The sequence below is a fragment of the Acinetobacter pittii ATCC 19004 = CIP 70.29 genome (assembly GCF_000369045.1).
Lineage (GTDB): Bacteria > Pseudomonadota > Gammaproteobacteria > Pseudomonadales > Moraxellaceae > Acinetobacter > Acinetobacter pittii.
In genome coordinates, this window is the sequence record NZ_KB849790.1 from 383,097 (window position 1) to 398,820 (window position 15,724).

A 15,724-nucleotide genomic window follows, 5' to 3' on the forward strand; every position below is an offset into this window, starting at 1 on the left:
TCAGCACGAATCTGTATTCTGTACGAATACAATCAAAACAATGATTGCTTTTTAATTTTTATAGTTTAATCATTGATATATATTTTTTTTACCTTTCGCTTATCCATGGATCGATTAGACTGTATTTCCACTTTTGTAAGTGTTGTAGAACATGGGAATTTTAGTAGCGCAGCCAGAGCACTCGATATTTCTCGCGACTTAGTTGCCAAACGTGTTTGCTACCTCGAAAATGACCTCAGAACCACACTTTTAACTCGAACAACAAGACAGATGAACCTCACCTCTTGTGGGGAAAAGTTTTATCAACATAGCAAAGTCATTTTAAGTGAGTTCGAATGGGCTGCATATGAAATTAGCTATAATCAGCAGTACCCTGAAGGCGAACTCAAGCTCAATACACCAATGTCTTTTAGCAACATTTTTCTTCAACATATCATTTCGGACTTTATAGAGAAATATCCCAGCATCAAAATTGATTTATTCATGACTGATCAGCTATTAGACATGAATAATAATAAATTTGATTTAACCATTCGTGTAGATGGCTCTCCTCCTAATTTGGCAAATAGTAAAATATTAAATACCTATCAACGATATTTGTATGCAACACCTGAGTATTTTAATCAGCATGGATTGCCAGATTCATTAGAAGAACTTAAAGAACATAAGTTTCTAATTTACTATCAGGATAGCCGACATAAGAAGTTGATCTTTCAAAAAGATCAAAAAGAAGTGTCCTTTAATTGCTTCCCTGTGATGACCTGTAATAATGGTGAATTATTATTAGATATGTGCTTGAAAGATCACGGTATCGTTTTTCTTCCAGAGTTTATTGCAGAGCCTTACTATAAAGAAGGTAAATTACAGAAATGTTTGGAGGACTACACCAGTCAGCCGCTTCACTTATATGTCACATGGCCAAACCGTAAGATTTTATCGAAGAAAGTAAAACTATTTATTGATTTTTTAACACGTCAAATCGTTCCTATACAATAACCAATATGGGCCTTTTCCATCGGAATTGGCCCATGATTTTCAGTTAGTTTGACTGGTTTCAATCTTCTTATTTTTAAATAAATTTAATAAATTTTGTTCTGCTGTTGCTGTACTGTCTTGTTCAACAAATGTCGTCGCGTAGTGTTCTAAATGCTCTTCCATCAATTGAGTTGCTCGTTTTTCATCGCCTTGTTCAATCGCATCTAAAATTGCACGATGTTCATCTGCCGAACAATTATTATGTTTGGGAATTTCATATAAGCCAATTAATAACGAAGTCCTTGCAATAAGCGTCTGCAAAAAACTGGTCATAATCGTATTTTGATTTGCTTCAATCAGCTTTAAATGAAATTGCCCCGATAGCTTAATCCACTCGGCCCAATTGCCAGCTAAACGCTCATGAGACTCTTGATCTACTAAGCGTCGAAGCTCACTAAAATCTAGGTTATGTGACTTTTGAGCGAGCTTTTTTACAGTGGCGATTTCAAGCATGCTGCGTGCTTCAAAGACCTCTTTTGTTTCATGAGCACTATGTTTTGCGATGAGTGCTCCACGATTGGGCTGAATTTCGATGACCTTATCATGTGCAAGTTTGACGAAAACACGTCTTAACACTCCTCGCGTTACACCGAATGCTTCACACAAAGGTGCTTCTACTAAACGTGCGCCAGGGACAAGTTGTCGATTTAAAATAGCATCTACAATTGCGTTATATATATGGTCATCAATTTCATCATTGCTCATTTCTACGGCTTTTTTTGGTGCATTTGATGGCATTGATTTCTCCATTTTTATTAACGCCTCCTTTTTAAAACTTTATCTAATAACTGTAGTGTAAGTTTAACTTAAGCGTTTTGGAATATTGCTCTCATTTCCAAAACACTAATGTTGAGCTAAACAATTCAATATTAGACTTCTAAATATCCGCTTATACACCTAACTTTACTTACTTTTTATAAAAAATTAAGCACTTCTCATTTTATAAACTTGTCTCTTCATATCCAAAATTCATACCAGTTTAAATAACTCATAAGCGCTACTTCTTAAATTTGGCATAACTTTTGCTCAATTAAAATTGTGCACAATATAAATACCACATTGTGCACAACTTTCATTTCATTCTTTTAGCCAGAATTTCAAGCTGCTGAAGAACGTGCCAGCCCAACATAAGGGAAGTGAGTGTTCAAGATGAATAATACCGAAGCAATAATTAAATCTTCTTATGATGCAAAACTGACAAATCAAGACTTGGCTCCTTTAAAAAAGCAAACATGGGGCGCTTATAATATTTTTGCTTTCTGGATGTCTGATGTTCATAGTGTAGGCGGTTATGTCATGGCTGGGAGCCTTTTTGCACTTGGACTCAATAGCTGGCAGGTACTTTTATCTTTACTGATCGGCATTGCCATAGTTCAGTTTTTTACAAACCTCATTGCCAAGTCTAGCCAACAAACTGGCACGCCTTATCCTGTTATTTGCCGCGCAACCTTCGGTGTGCTTGGTGCAAATATTCCTGCAGTTATTCGTGGGCTTATTGCAGTCGCATGGTATGGCATTCAAACCTATTTGGCCTCAAGTGCATTCTTATTAGTCATTTTAAAGTTCTTTCCAGAATGGTCGGTGTATGCCGATGTTTCAACTTATGGCTTTCTTGGGCTTTCCTATTTAGGATGGGTTGGCTTCATGCTGCTTTGGCTACTACAAGCGATTGTTTTTTGGTCTGGCATGGACAGCATTCGTAAATTTATTGACTGGGCAGGTCCGGCTGTCTACATCGTAATGTTTGTGATGGCAGTATGGCTGATCTGGAAAGCTGGATGGCAGAATATTGATTTAAACTTGAGTGGGGTTCAATACGACGGTTTTGCGGTTGTACCAGTCATGATTGGTGCTATTGCGCTTGTTGTCTCATATTTTTCAGGGCCTATGCTGAATTTTGGCGACTTCTCTCGTTATGGTAAAAGCTTTAACGCGATTAAAATGGGGAACTTTCTTGGCTTACCGATTAACTTCTTAGGCTTTTCTTTACTTACTGTGGTGTGTATTGCAGCAACGCTTCCAGTCTACGGCAAGCTCATTACCGACCCTGTCGAGATGGTTGGAAAACTAGATAATACCTTTGTAGTCATTTTAGGTAGTTTGACCTTAATGATTGCCACCATCGGGATTAATATTGTCGCTAATTTTGTTTCACCTGCCTTTGATTTTTCCAACGTTTCACCAAGCAAAATTAGCTGGCGCATGGGTGGAATGATTGCAGCAGTAGGTTCAATTTTCATTACCCCATGGAATTTGTTTAATAACCCTCAGGTGATCCATTACACCATTGATATTTTAGGTGCATTTATCGGTCCACTTTTTGGTGTATTGCTCGCCGATTTTTACCTCGTTAAAAAACAAAAAATCGTGGTAGATGATTTATATACTTTAGATACTCAAGGCTTGTATTGGTACAAAAATGGTTATAACCACTCTGCCTTTTATGCCTTAATTCCAGCTTCATTAATTCCTATTCTCTGCGTACTTTTACCACAACTATCGGGGCTAGCTAATTTCACATGGTTTATTGGTATGGGATTCGGTTTTGTCATTTACCGATTTCTTAACCAACCACTTGCCCACGCTAAATCGGCAATGACTAAGGCAAAGGCACAATGAAAATTAAAATTAAAATTATTAATCCCAATACTACTCAAAGTATGACAGACAAAATTGCTGCATCAGCAAAGATAGTTGCAAGTTCTGGTACTCAAATTATTGCAGTGAGTCCTCAAATGGGACCTGCAACAATTGAAAGTTATTATGATGAGGCCCTAAGTGCCGTAGGTGTCTTAGAAGAAATACGCCAAGGTGAATTTGTAGGTGTAGATGCCTATATTATTGCCTGTTTTGGTGACCCTGGGCTTTATGCTGCACGTGAAATGACTTCAGCTCCTGTGATTGGGATTGCCGAAGCAGCTATGCGAACTGCAAGTTATGTCAGTACTGGTTTTAGTGTAGTCACAACCTTACAACGCACAGTGAATATGAGTTGGCATTTGGCTCATCGCTATGGGGCTACGCCATTTTGCAAAAATGTTCGAGCTTGTGATATTGCAGTTGAAGAGTTGGAGCTTCCTGACTCAAATGCCTATCGGACCGTACGAGATGAATGCAAGAAAGCACTAGTAGAAGATAAAAGCGATGCGATTGTTTTGGGCTGTGCAGGTATGAGTGATTTATGTCTAAAGCTACAAAACGAGTTGGGTGTAATCGTTATTGACGGCGTTACAGCAGCCGTTAAACAAGCTGAAATGTTAGTTCAGTTAAATTTAAAAACCAGCAAAGTTGGTGATTGGGCCTCACCTCCTGTAAAGAACTACACAGGTATATTGTCGGGTTTTGGAGCACAATAGAGATAACTTACTGTTTCAATTCCAACTCAAAACGCTACGTTGGAATTGAAACAAAGAATAATTAAAGGAATTAAGCCTCTGCTAACTCTGGCTGTTGTTCTTCTTTATAAAATGGCACATCGCCATTAATAGTTGCGCGGTGCATAATTCGATGGGCATCGCCATAATCAAATAATGCTTTATGTTGTGTGCAACGGTTATCCCAAATCGCGATATCACCATCTTGCCACTTCCAACGCAAATGAAATTGCTCTTGGGTCGCATGTTCAAACAAGAAATTAAGTAATTGCTCACTTTCTTGTTCAGGTAACTCATTAATGCGAGTGGTAAAGCCCTCACTTACAAATAACAAAGGCTCACCTGTAACAGGATGGGTACGCACCACTGGGTGAACCACTGGTGGGTTACGCTTAAATGTTTGCAAAAGCTTTTCACGTTCTTCTTCGTTATGAGCAAAACGTTCAAGCGGAAAAGACTTACGAATATCGTGTGTTGCAGTTAAGCCACGTAGTTTTTGCTGTAACTCAAATGGGAGCCCTTTAAAAGCTGCTGTGTTGCTCGACCATAATGTATCTCCGCCTACAGGTGGAATTTTAATGGCTTGCAACACACAACCTAAAGGCGGGGTTTTACTAAAAGTCACATCTGTGTGCCAAAGTTCATTGTCACGCAAATCTTGTTTCCAGCTATCGAGTACCATCACTTCAGGTACATCTTCAATTGAAGGATAAATCGGGTGCACATGTAAGCTACCAAAACTGCGTGCCAAGTCTGCTTGTGCTTGCGGTGCTAATTGTTGCTTTCGAAAAAAAATGACCTGATGGTCAAGCAAAGCCTGCTGGATTTGTTGCGTTGTCTGTTCATTTAACGCATTCAAATCAATATCGTGAATAATTGCGCCAATGGTAGGCTTGATCACTTCTATCTTTAAGTTTGCTACTACTGTATTCATCTTCTTTACTACAACTGCTGACCATACCAAGGAGAAAACTGTTTTTGTAACCAACGTAAAAACAGCTCAAAACTAACTGCGACAATCGCAATCACAATAATGCCCAGAATCACCGTATCGGTAATTAAGAACTGTGCTGCCGATTGCACCATAAAACCAATACCACGGTCCGCTGCAACCAACTCAGCTGCAACTAATGTTGACCAGCCCACCCCAAGACCAATACGAATACCGGTAATAATATGAGGCAAAGCCGTTGGTAAAATGACATGCCAAAAGACTTGTGACTGACTTGCCCCTAATGACAATGCCGCACGTTCACGATTTAGCTGATGGCTTAACACGCCATGTGCACTACTAATGATGACAGGCGCCAAAATCGAGAAGAAAATCAAAAGTACTTTTGTGGTTTCGCCAATACCGAACCAAATTACAAGTAACGGCAAATACGCTAACGGCGGAATTGGACGTAATAATTCAACTAAAGGATCTAGAACAGCGCGAACCCATTTGTTCAGGCCCATCCATAAGCCCAATGGTACGCCAATCACCACGGCAGCAATCAAAGCCAAAAACACACGCGAGATACTGGCTGCCAAGTGTTGCCACAAAGTAGCCTTCATAAAGCCTTCTTGGCTGACCGATATAAATTTTTGCCAGACTGCCTGCGGGCTAGGTAAAAACAGTTCAGGTACAACATGCAAAGCAGTAATAAGAAACCAGAGTGCAACTACACTTCCCACACTGATTATGCTGACCACCAAAGTGCGATGCTTCTCAAGGAATGACGATAGAAATGAAGCATTTTCTGCTTGCACATTTAACTCAGGTTTAAGTTCTACTTTGTCATATTCATAGACGTTATCTTTAGTGTTCATGTAGGTAACGCCTCCTTACCGCTTTGTTTTTGTGCCCTTAAACTTTCAAATAGCTGTTCTCTGAGCTGAATAAATTGAGAATCCGATTTAATTGAGCGAATAGACTCACCCTGACGGTACCGTTGGGCAAAATCGAGGTGTAGAGTTTCTACAATCTTGCCTGGATGCGCTGTCATTAGTACCAGCTGATTGCTGAGTAATAATGCTTCTTCAATGTCATGAGTAATCAAAAAGAAGCTTTTATTTTGTTGAATCCATAAATCGAGCACTAACTGCTGCATGTTTTCACGCGTAAAAGCATCTAATGCGGCAAAAGGTTCATCTAATAAAATAAACGGCGCGTGACTGATCAAAGCTCTGGCAATACCAACACGTTGTTTCATACCACCGGAAAGTTCCCAGATATTGGCTTTTTCAACGTGACTTAAACCCACAATTTTTAAAATTGCACTCACTTGTTTCTCAATCTCTGCACGCTTTAAACCTTTTAACTGCAAAGCGAAGCCAACATTATCTGCAACATTCAACCAAGGAAGTAAGGCGTGATCTTGAAATACAACAGCACGAGTTACATCTGGTCCAGTTACGACTTCATGATTTACAAGCACATCACCAGAACTCGGCTTTTGAAACCCTGCCAAGATATTAAGCAAAGTTGTTTTGCCACAACCCGACTCACCTAAAATCACGGTTAAAGAACCTTCTTCAATGGTTAGGTTAATATCTTGTAAAACTGGCTTTTGCTGTTTAGGAAAAGTCAGATGAATATGTTTGGCTTCAAGTACACTCATGACAACTCCTTAAGGCTGCAAAAATGAAGAATTCACATTGCCTTTATAATCGGCTTTAAGTTGATCGACTTTGCCCTGACCTTTTAAGAATTTCGCTGTATCAAAAATATTTTGCGCAAATTCACCATCTAATGTTTGTTTTTGCTGAGCGTGGTCAAGATAAATATTTCCACTTAATAAAAGCGGGATATCTTTTGCATCAGAACCTGTGAGCTGCGCAATTTTTTGCACGTTATCGGCATCTTTAACGTAAGCGGCTGGATCTTGATTATATTTTTCAAGCTGCTCAAGTGTGGTTTGGACAAAAGCTTTCAAAAAGTCAGGATTTTTCTCTGCAAAGTCTTTACGTACAACCCATAAGTCATAAGTTGGAGCACCCCATTCACCGACTTGTTTTGAGTCGGTTAAAACCGTACCAGATGCTTTGGCTTTACTTAAAGCAGGTTCCCACACATAGGCAGCATCAATATCACCACGTTCCCAAGCAGCTGAAATTTCAGGTGGACGCAAGTTAATAATTTTTACTTTGTCTTCTGGAATGTTCCAATGTTTAAGTGCAGACAAAAGGCTGTAATGGGTTGTCGAAACAAACGGTACAGCAATGGTTTTGCCAATTAAATCTTGAGGAGTTTTAATGCCTGATTTATTACTCACTACGAGTGCTTCAGATGCACCAAGTTTTGAAGTAATTAAGAATACCTCAATCGGTAAATTACGGCTTGCCGCGGCAGCAAGTGGGCTTGAACCAATATTACCAAGTACCACATCACCTGAAGCAAGCGCATTGACAACATCTGAACCCGCATCAAATTTTTTCCATTGAATAGTACGTTGACTATGTTTTTCATAATCTCCGTTAGCCTGTGCAACTTTGCTTGGGTCAACCCCAGTTTGATAAGCAATCACGACTGGTTTGTTGTCACGAACTGAAGCACCCGTATTATTATCTTTCTTATTTTGCCATACGATAAATGCAACAATTGCTACAACCACAATTGCCGTGATAATCAACGGTTTGGTCTTTGTGCTCATAATTTCATGATCTTTCAATAATATAAGCCCATGGTATGCATCCGGCTTTATAATGAAAAATAAAAAAATATGAGTTGCTTATCTAATTTTTATAAATAACTTTTCCTTATAAGTTTTTATCTTTTGGTAAAAAGCAAATTCCAAGTAAACTTACAGATTAGCCATAAAATTAAAATACTTATATATCAATAACTAAAAATGATATTCACAAATCATATGATTAGGAAAACCTGACAGATGCCCTCTAAGTATTTTATCCTCTCATATTTGATCATTTTTATTTTTGCTTATTGCATCCAGAGTTTTGCATCTAATTAATTTTCATTCTTTTATATAAAGTTCAGATTTTATTATCTTTTTATCTTAAATCTTCTGCAAATATTGAGATTTGGGCAAATCTTTTTCTGGTTTATACATGACGCAAATTTAATTTTTATTTTTAAGAGGAGAAAAATTCTTTTGTTTAAACATTCTCAAATTTTGAAAAAAACATTAATTACAACGTCTTTAATTACATTTAGCCTCTCAAGTCATGCAGCGCTTACCTTTGGCAATGCTGAAGAAGGTGAACTTAAAGTAAGTGGTACTGTTCGGGCTAAATATGTTTATGACTTTGATTCTGAACCCACAACCAGTAAATTTTCCTTTAATGACGCCGTATTATGGCTAGATTACAACTCCCCGAAATGGATTGGCCACTTAGATTATCGGGTTTATGAATATTACGGGCATTTAGGCGATGCCAATTGGCTCACCGATGCATGGATGGGTTATAAAATTAATGACAACAGTAAAATTATTGCAGGCTTAAACCCAGTTCCTTTTGGCTTGGGTCGCTTTTGGGGAAATACTTATTATTTAGGCATTGCCAATAGTGCTGGTTGGGAAGATGTACACAACCTTGGGGTGAAATATGATTTCAATGATGGAACCAATGAAGCACAACTCGCCTTTTATCCTACCGATGGTGGCACCTATAGAGGTAAAAGCAAAGACTCGAGTCGATTTAGTATCAATCCTGTCAATGCGGATGACTCTGTACCACAAGGTACCAATACTAAAGAAAAGAACTCCATTGTTGTTCGCGGTGCTCATACCTTTAAGAACGTATTAGGACAAGAGAATTTCTCTACCCAACTGGGTGCTTCTGCATGGTATTCCACTATTGAAAACAAGCGTTCAGGGCAAGATGGAGATCGCCAAGTCTATTCGGTTTTTAGCAATACCAATTATAATCAATGGAATTTACAGCTTTTGGCTGGTTATCAAGATATTGATAATGCCGATACTGAATATAAAGATCATCTGACTTTGGGCGGTTTCGATTATTCATTTAATTCGGCAACCAAAGGTCAGATTTATTCAGCCGAACTGAGCTATTTATTTCCTCAGCAGTTTGGCCCCATTACCTCTGTTCGTCCTTACCTAAACTATAGTTCTTATCGAAAAGAGCAAGATGGTTTCAAAGACTCTACCCGTTTTATTCCCGGCATTGCCTTTAACTATCAAAAATTGACAGTACAAGCCGAGTTGCTGGTGGGTAAACATGACCCATATCTAGGAGACAGTGAAGGCCTTGCAGCTGGTGGAAGTAATGATAAATGGAACAAAAAAGCATTTGTGATTTTTGCTTATTACTTCTAATTCTAAAAATAAAGGCCAACAGATGTTGGCCTTTATTTTTATCTAGATATTTATTTTTACTCTAGTCGATTACTGGTGAATTATTGAGAGGAAGTTCTGTTTTATCCTCATCGATAACATCGACATCTTGGGCGGTAGGCTCAAACTTAATTAGTAGTCCAATCACAATTAAAGGAATAAACGCAAAGATAGAAATAATCAGATAAACATCGGTTTTATATCCCGCCATCCAGATCGGTAAAACAAACAAAGCAATGGCTTGAGCAACACCTGTTACCGCACGGTTAAAGCCAACCCCAACACCACGAATCGAAGCTGGATAAGCCATAGTTGGATAAACCATCATTTGTGCCCCTGGCCCAAAGCCTTCGGCAAAAAGCCACAAACCGAGCATACCAATTGCGGTGTAGAGTAAAAAGCTATTACCGGGTTCACCAATTAATGCCAAGGCAATGAGGGCTATAAACTGGAGTAAAAAGCCTGTAAGCAACACATGACGAGATTTAAATCTGCTGGCAACAAATACACCTAACAGCCCGCCCGTAAATGCAAACAATAAATTAAGCCCAAGTGTGGTGGTAATGGTCGTCAAGACATCGGTATGAAAGAAACGCGTTAAAATAGAAGGTAAAAAGAAGGCAATGGTCGTGTACTGAAATGCCACCGAAATATGAATCACAATGGCCACAATAGTTCTTGGCAAATAGGTTTTATTAAATAGAACTGCAAAACCCTCGCGCTTTTTCTTTTCAGCAGTTCTTTTTACTTTTTCAACTGTAGCGACTGCATGAATTGCATAGGATTCTTGTAGAACTTGAGCGGCTCCTTTTAAATCGCCTTGGTTTGCAAGCCAGATTGGTGATTCAGTTAAATATTTACCGCGAATAAAAATAATGAGTAACGCTGGCACTGCTCCGAAAATTAAAGATGCTCGCCATAACCAATTGCTATGCTCAGGGGGTAAAAGAAAATAAAGCGCCAGAACTAGACCAAAACAGACCGAAGAAGCGGCATACCACATTGGGCACCATGCAGCTAAACGCGCTGCCTTGTTGCTACTTCCATTAAACTTGGAAAACTCAGATAAGTATGACATTGCCACAGGCAAATCAATACCAACACTAATTCCCATAATAAATCTGGCTAAAATCAAAACCCATACATTCGGTGCAAAGCCTGCGACAATTGCCGCAATGACAAAGAGCACCATGTCCGCCATAAAGACCCGATAACGGCCAATTTTATCTGTCAGCCAACCACCAATCAGGTTACCAACAATGGTTCCGCAGACAATTGCTGAAGCCACCACACCAGTCATCACAGGGCTTAAAGAAAACTCTGAGATAACTTGCTCAATACCAAAGGACAGCGTTGTTAAATCGTAGGCATCAATAAACACCCCAATCAGTGCCAACCAAATAACTTTATTCGATTTACCCTTCCCTGCAAATTTGGAAATTAATTGTGAAACATCATCGGGAGATTTAATTTCATAACGATGGTTATGATCGAGTTCTTGTGTGCTCACTTAATAATTCCTGAATTTTAATAACAGGAACAAAATAATGATTATTCACATAATACAAAAACAAATTAATCTGATGTTTTAATCTAAATTATAGAATTATCTTTTCATTATTAACTCAGCAGTAAAATGGATATAAAAAGACAAAATAAAAGCTGGCATTTAACCAGCTATTTATTTAAAGGTTTTCCAAAATATTAACTTGCCTCAGCAAGTTTTAATTCCTTTAGATTACGATATTTTGCACCGCGGTGATTTTCAGGCAAATATGGCCCAGCACCAAATAATTTTTCTCTTAATGTTCCTTGTGCATATGAGGTTTGATATACCCCTCGTTTTTGCAACTCTGGAACAATAAACTCAACTACATCAGCAAAGGTTTGATGCGCCAAAATATAGGCAAGGTTAAAGCCATCAATATCGGTATCTTCAACCCATTGTTGTAGAGCATCCGAAACTGTTTCTGCCGAACCCACTAACACAGGTCCATTCCCACCTAAGCTGTTCCAGTTTGCAATTTCTTCAATAGTCCAAACACGTTCTGGGTCCGCATTTACATAAGAATCTAATAAAGATTGAATGGCATTGGTTTGAATATATTCAACTTTGTCCGTTGGCTGGTATTGTGAGAAGTCCACACCTGACCAGCCAGACAATAATGTTAATGCCCCATCATAGCTTCCATAGCTTTGATATTCTTTAAACTTAGCCTGTGCTTTTGCATCGGTTTCATCAGTGACAATAGACAAAAGTGCATAAATTTTAACTGAGTACGGGTCACGGCCTTCCTGAGCCAATTTCTGGCGAATGCCCTGTACCACTTTTTTAGTGGCAATTTTAGACGGCGCCGCTATGAATACGCACTCGGCATTTTGACTAGCAAACTTCTGCCCGCGTGAAGAAGCACCTGCTTGGTAAAGTACTGGTGTTCTTTGCGGTGATGGTTCACAAATATGGATACCCGGTACAGTAAAATATTTACCTTCGTGCTGAATTGGATGCACTTTTTTATGGTCAGCAAAGATACCGCTTTCACGATCACGAAGTACCGAACCTTCTTCCCAAGACCCTTCCCAAAGTTTGTAAAGAACTTCTAAATATTCATCAGCAATATCATAACGATTGTCATGATTAACCTGAGTTTTTAGGCCCAAGTTTTTCGAACCACTTTCCAAATAAGACGTCACGATATTCCAACCAACTCGCCCTTTGGTTAAATGGTCTAGCGTGCTAATACGTCTAGCAAAAGGATAAGGATGTTCAAAGGAAATCGAAGTTGTGACACCAAAGCCCAAATGCTTGGTGACTGCTGCCATCGCAGGCACGATCTGTAGCGGATCATTGACTGGAACTTGTACTGCACCTGTTAAAGCATGTTCAGCACTTTGATGATAAACATCATAAATACCAAGCACATCTGCAATAAAAATACCGTCAAAAAAACCACGCTCAAGAATTTGTGCTAAATCTGTCCAATATTCTAAATCTTTATATTCAACAGATCGGTCTTGAGGATGCCGCCATAATCCAGGAGATTGATGGGCAATACAATTCATTTCAAAAGCATTAAAACTAATTTTCTTAGTCATAAAATATTCGCCAGCATTTTATTTATTTTTATACTAAAGCAATTTTTAGGTTTTCTTTATAATATAAACCCCAAACAAAATATGATTTTATTCTAATAGGTTTTTATAATTTATTTCTAAAAAACATAAATAATATTAAGCCACTAAAAATAGCAGCTTAATATCTAAAACTATAATTTATTATTTAGCAACATTCCCTATTCGCCATTGATATGGTGGTAATGTGCCGTTTACACTAAAATCTCCGACAATTCGATTTTTAAATACTCTCGGGTTGTGTGAAGATAAAGTTCGTACATTACGCCAGTATCGATCTAGGCCTAAATCTTTGTCTGTTGCAGAAGCACCTAAAGCATCAAATAAAATCGTAGAAGCATTTAAAATTAGATCGGTAATAACCGTTTGAGACTGTGCACTTTCAAGCTCGGCAAGTGCATTTTGTTCTTCTTCAAGCTGCTCATTATTTTGAAATGCAGCCAAGTAAGCACGTTGTAAGCTTTGTGCGACTTTTTCAATAATCGCCCCTGCACTGTAAGCTGCACCACGGATTTGACCTACTACTTGTAAAATTTGCGGATCCTGTTTTACAAATTGAGCATTTGCATGCGTGTAGTTTCGGGTACGTTTAGCAACAGCTTGTGAAACATCATAGGTTGCAGCACGTCCTAGACCTGTAATGATTGCCAGTTGAACCAGTTGATAGTAAGCCGCTGAATATTTAAAACGATCATCATCAGGTAAAATTTCAGTTTCGTCGACCAATACGTCATGGAAATATGCTGTACCACTTGCGGTGAGTTGCTGACCAAAGCCATTCCAGTCATCTACAATTTCAACGCCTTCATCTTCACGGCGAACAACGACCGAGCCAGATTCACCCTTTAAATCTGTTACACCAACGTCCACCCAGTCTGCATATAGACTCCCTGTGGTGTAATATTTTTTCCCTTTAACGCGAATTTTTCCTTCACTGTCTCGATACAAATGAGTTTCGAACTGATCAATTGACTCTTTCCCGCCTTCAGACCACGCGCTGCCAACCGTTTCACCATTTGCAATTCGGCTAAGCCAACGCTGTTGAAACGCTTTGTCTTTACTTACCAAGACATCTTCAGTGAAACCAAAATGCACACGCAAAGCTTGCGGTAAGTTTGAATCGGCCTCGGCAAGTTCAATGAGCAATGCAAATAGTTCAGGGATGGTTGCATCAAAGCCACCATGAGCTTTAGGAAGTCTTAACCTTGTAAAACCAACATCTTTGAGCCATTGAAGTTGTTCATAGGGCAAAATATGCTGTTGCTCACGGATTAAAGCCCCTTCTTTAATGCGGGCAAAAGTTGGTCTGAAATTTTTTGCCAATTCATCATAACGCTCAGTTGGCCCTTCACCCCACACACGAGAAATAATTGAGGCCTGACTAAGTGCTGCATGCGTTAGTGAACCGAGATGATGCTCAAAATTTAAATTTGTCATGTAAGTAAAACCAATATTGCTTTGCTTTTACCATAAAATATTTATTTCACATGAAAACGATTATTTTTTTATAACTGTATTCATTCTTTATATAAGAACCCAAACACAAAGATAAAAAGCTCGTATCTCAAAGACTAAGACGCCTCTTTTTGCCGAATGCTTTGCTGGCTTTGTAATAAGGTTTGTATATATTCTGAATAGACGGATAACTTTTCAAAAATATGTTCTGAATAAAACATATCATCAATTAAATGTGTCATTTGAGACGTTGTGAAAGTGTCACACAGCCCTACCAACTCTGCATTCATTTGAGCAAATTTCGCGCATAGCTTTACATAAGTTTCATCTTTATTTTTGAATAATAATTTCCGCATTTCTAAGCTATTTAGGTTTTTTAAGTCATCATCTTTTCTGGTTTTAATCCAATAAATTTTGACCTTTAAAAATTGCTCTAGTGCTTTCAAATGCTCGACATCTATGGCTAAACTCGTAATTAAAAAAACTGTAGAAAGATCACTTCGGCACAGTGCCTTGATTAGGCTTAAATAAATAAACTCAACTTCATTAAGCTCTGTAAGTTCCAAATCTATATAAATTTTTAAGCTGTCTAAAACATCATCTACTTTGAATAGTGCTTTTTTTTCAGCTTGGTAATATTTATTCAGAATAGAAAGCACAGGCGTTGTCGCAGGCGTTGTATAAATAGCAGCCTTGTTTAAGTTGGCAAAAATAAATGGTGAAAATAGATAAGCCACACTACTTTGCTGTGGCTCAATATGAGATTGGATTAAATATACAGTTTCAGATTTAGAAAAGTCTCTGAGTACTTTCGCTCTTAATAAGGTAGCTTCAAAATTAACGTAAGTCTGCTCTAACTGAGCCAATATAGATACAGGAATAGGCTGATTTTTAATAATTTTATGCAGGACATTGAGTTGAGAAGTAATAAACATTTTTTAACATCCAAGCTATTTTAGAAGAGCTACACTTAAATCAGGTCTTTAATAACCTACGTAACAACCAGACCTCACGCAAAACAACAAAGGAATAAAAGAGAAGAAACTATTCTTCTGCGCTTATTACCCAAAGTCGCATTCGCTGTATTTTGGAGAGTGATTTTGGCCATTCGTAAATCTTGTTCATTTATTTTGGACTTTTGAAGAATGGATACATAGCTACAGATAATTGAAAAAAAACTATAGCACACCTCATGACTGCTCTAGACTGTTATAGTTTTATAAAAAATTTCTGTATCTACATATACAAAATTAGTAAGTGCATGATTAAGGAAACTTCTTAAGGTAGGTAGTTTTCATGAGACGATCTATTGCATATCGCCAGATATTTCATCAATGTTTCAATGCAACATGCATTTTTACAAATGCAACATCAAGCATAAACTTTGTTAACAGATTGAGAACAATCAATCAGTCTATTCTCTTGGAATAT

Annotated in this window: 13 protein-coding genes; 4 read left to right on the top strand and 9 right to left on the bottom strand. The window is 38.2% G+C overall.

All coding sequences use genetic code 11. The features are described from left to right. Nucleotides 1-105 precede the first annotated feature (105 nt). Nucleotides 106-996, top strand: a complete 891-nt coding sequence (locus F928_RS14420; protein ID WP_005076433.1) for a LysR family transcriptional regulator — start codon at nt 106-108, stop codon at nt 994-996. A gap of 39 nt (nt 997-1,035) precedes the next feature. Here F928_RS14420 and F928_RS14425 read toward each other — a convergent pair whose 3' ends face one another. After that, nucleotides 1,036-1,785 (bottom strand): GntR family transcriptional regulator, encoded by a 750-nt coding sequence (locus F928_RS14425; RefSeq protein WP_016806129.1) that lies wholly within the window; start codon nt 1,783-1,785, stop codon nt 1,036-1,038. A 399-nt stretch (nt 1,786-2,184) separates the two neighbouring features. Between F928_RS14425 and pucI the strand changes: the two genes are divergently transcribed. Beyond that, nucleotides 2,185-3,654 (top strand): NCS1 family nucleobase:cation symporter-1, encoded by a 1,470-nt coding sequence (pucI, locus tag F928_RS14430; protein WP_005076441.1) that lies wholly within the window; start codon nt 2,185-2,187, stop codon nt 3,652-3,654. Nucleotides 3,655-3,656: 2 nt separating this feature from the next. Further along, nucleotides 3,657-4,391, top strand: a complete 735-nt coding sequence (gene hyuR, locus F928_RS14435; RefSeq protein ID WP_025465540.1) for an aspartate/glutamate racemase family protein — start codon at nt 3,657-3,659, stop codon at nt 4,389-4,391. A 70-nt stretch (nt 4,392-4,461) separates the two neighbouring features. On the opposite strand, the gene tauD is transcribed toward hyuR, so the two are convergent. The 4 genes from tauD to tauA are packed head-to-tail and all read right to left on the bottom strand — an operon-like array spanning nt 4,462 to nt 8,062. Beyond that, a complete protein-coding gene (gene tauD / locus F928_RS14440; RefSeq protein ID WP_005076446.1) occupies nt 4,462-5,343 on the bottom strand; it encodes a taurine dioxygenase in 882 nt (293 codons plus the stop codon). 8 nt (nt 5,344-5,351) lie between these two features. Continuing rightward, on the bottom strand, nt 5,352-6,221 hold the full coding sequence (gene tauC, locus F928_RS14445; protein WP_005076448.1) for a taurine ABC transporter permease TauC: 870 nt from the start codon (nt 6,219-6,221) through the stop codon (nt 5,352-5,354). Beyond that, complete coding sequence (tauB, locus tag F928_RS14450) at nt 6,218-7,012, bottom strand: taurine ABC transporter ATP-binding protein (protein WP_000114471.1); 795 nt, start codon at nt 7,010-7,012, stop codon at nt 6,218-6,220. The genes tauC and tauB overlap by 4 nt, the downstream gene beginning before the upstream one ends. A 9-nt stretch (nt 7,013-7,021) precedes the next feature. Further along, on the bottom strand, nt 7,022-8,062 hold the full coding sequence (gene tauA / locus F928_RS14455; protein ID WP_025469678.1) for a taurine ABC transporter substrate-binding protein: 1,041 nt from the start codon (nt 8,060-8,062) through the stop codon (nt 7,022-7,024). Between the two features lie 441 nt (nt 8,063-8,503). Between tauA and F928_RS14460 the strand changes: the two genes are divergently transcribed. Then, a complete protein-coding gene (locus F928_RS14460) occupies nt 8,504-9,688 on the top strand; it encodes a hypothetical protein (protein ID WP_005076452.1) in 1,185 nt (394 codons plus the stop codon). Between the two features lie 61 nt (nt 9,689-9,749). Here the strand turns inward: F928_RS14460 and yaaU are convergent, their stop codons facing one another. The 4 genes from yaaU to F928_RS14480 form a co-directional block, all read right to left on the bottom strand. Further along, nucleotides 9,750-11,216, bottom strand: a complete 1,467-nt coding sequence (gene yaaU / locus F928_RS14465; protein ID WP_005076454.1) for an MFS transporter — start codon at nt 11,214-11,216, stop codon at nt 9,750-9,752. 194 nt (nt 11,217-11,410) lie between these two features. Continuing rightward, complete coding sequence (locus F928_RS14470; RefSeq protein WP_004642499.1) at nt 11,411-12,802, bottom strand: LLM class flavin-dependent oxidoreductase; 1,392 nt, start codon at nt 12,800-12,802, stop codon at nt 11,411-11,413. A 180-nt stretch (nt 12,803-12,982) separates the two neighbouring features. Next, a complete protein-coding gene (locus tag F928_RS14475) occupies nt 12,983-14,275 on the bottom strand; it encodes an acyl-CoA dehydrogenase family protein (RefSeq protein ID WP_005076456.1) in 1,293 nt (430 codons plus the stop codon). A gap of 134 nt (nt 14,276-14,409) precedes the next feature. Next, complete coding sequence (locus F928_RS14480) at nt 14,410-15,228, bottom strand: hypothetical protein (RefSeq protein WP_005076457.1); 819 nt, start codon at nt 15,226-15,228, stop codon at nt 14,410-14,412. Nucleotides 15,229-15,724: the final 496 nt, after the last annotated feature.

What these genes read in the sequence shown, in the direction of transcription:
- tauD (WP_005076446.1), bottom strand. Translation starts at nt 5,343, where the DNA reads ATGAATACAGTAGTAGCAAACTTAAAGATAGAAGTGATCAAGCCTACC.
- F928_RS14425 (WP_016806129.1), bottom strand. Translation starts at nt 1,785, where the DNA reads ATGGAGAAATCAATGCCATCAAATGCACCAAAAAAAGCCGTAGAAATG.
- tauC (WP_005076448.1), bottom strand. Translation starts at nt 6,221, where the DNA reads ATGAACACTAAAGATAACGTCTATGAATATGACAAAGTAGAACTTAAA.
- F928_RS14420 (WP_005076433.1), top strand. Translation starts at nt 106, where the DNA reads ATGGATCGATTAGACTGTATTTCCACTTTTGTAAGTGTTGTAGAACAT.
- F928_RS14470 (WP_004642499.1), bottom strand. Translation starts at nt 12,802, where the DNA reads ATGACTAAGAAAATTAGTTTTAATGCTTTTGAAATGAATTGTATTGCC.
- F928_RS14480 (WP_005076457.1), bottom strand. Translation starts at nt 15,228, where the DNA reads ATGTTTATTACTTCTCAACTCAATGTCCTGCATAAAATTATTAAAAAT.
- tauB (WP_000114471.1), bottom strand. Translation starts at nt 7,012, where the DNA reads ATGAGTGTACTTGAAGCCAAACATATTCATCTGACTTTTCCTAAACAG.
- pucI (WP_005076441.1), top strand. Translation starts at nt 2,185, where the DNA reads ATGAATAATACCGAAGCAATAATTAAATCTTCTTATGATGCAAAACTG.
- F928_RS14475 (WP_005076456.1), bottom strand. Translation starts at nt 14,275, where the DNA reads ATGACAAATTTAAATTTTGAGCATCATCTCGGTTCACTAACGCATGCA.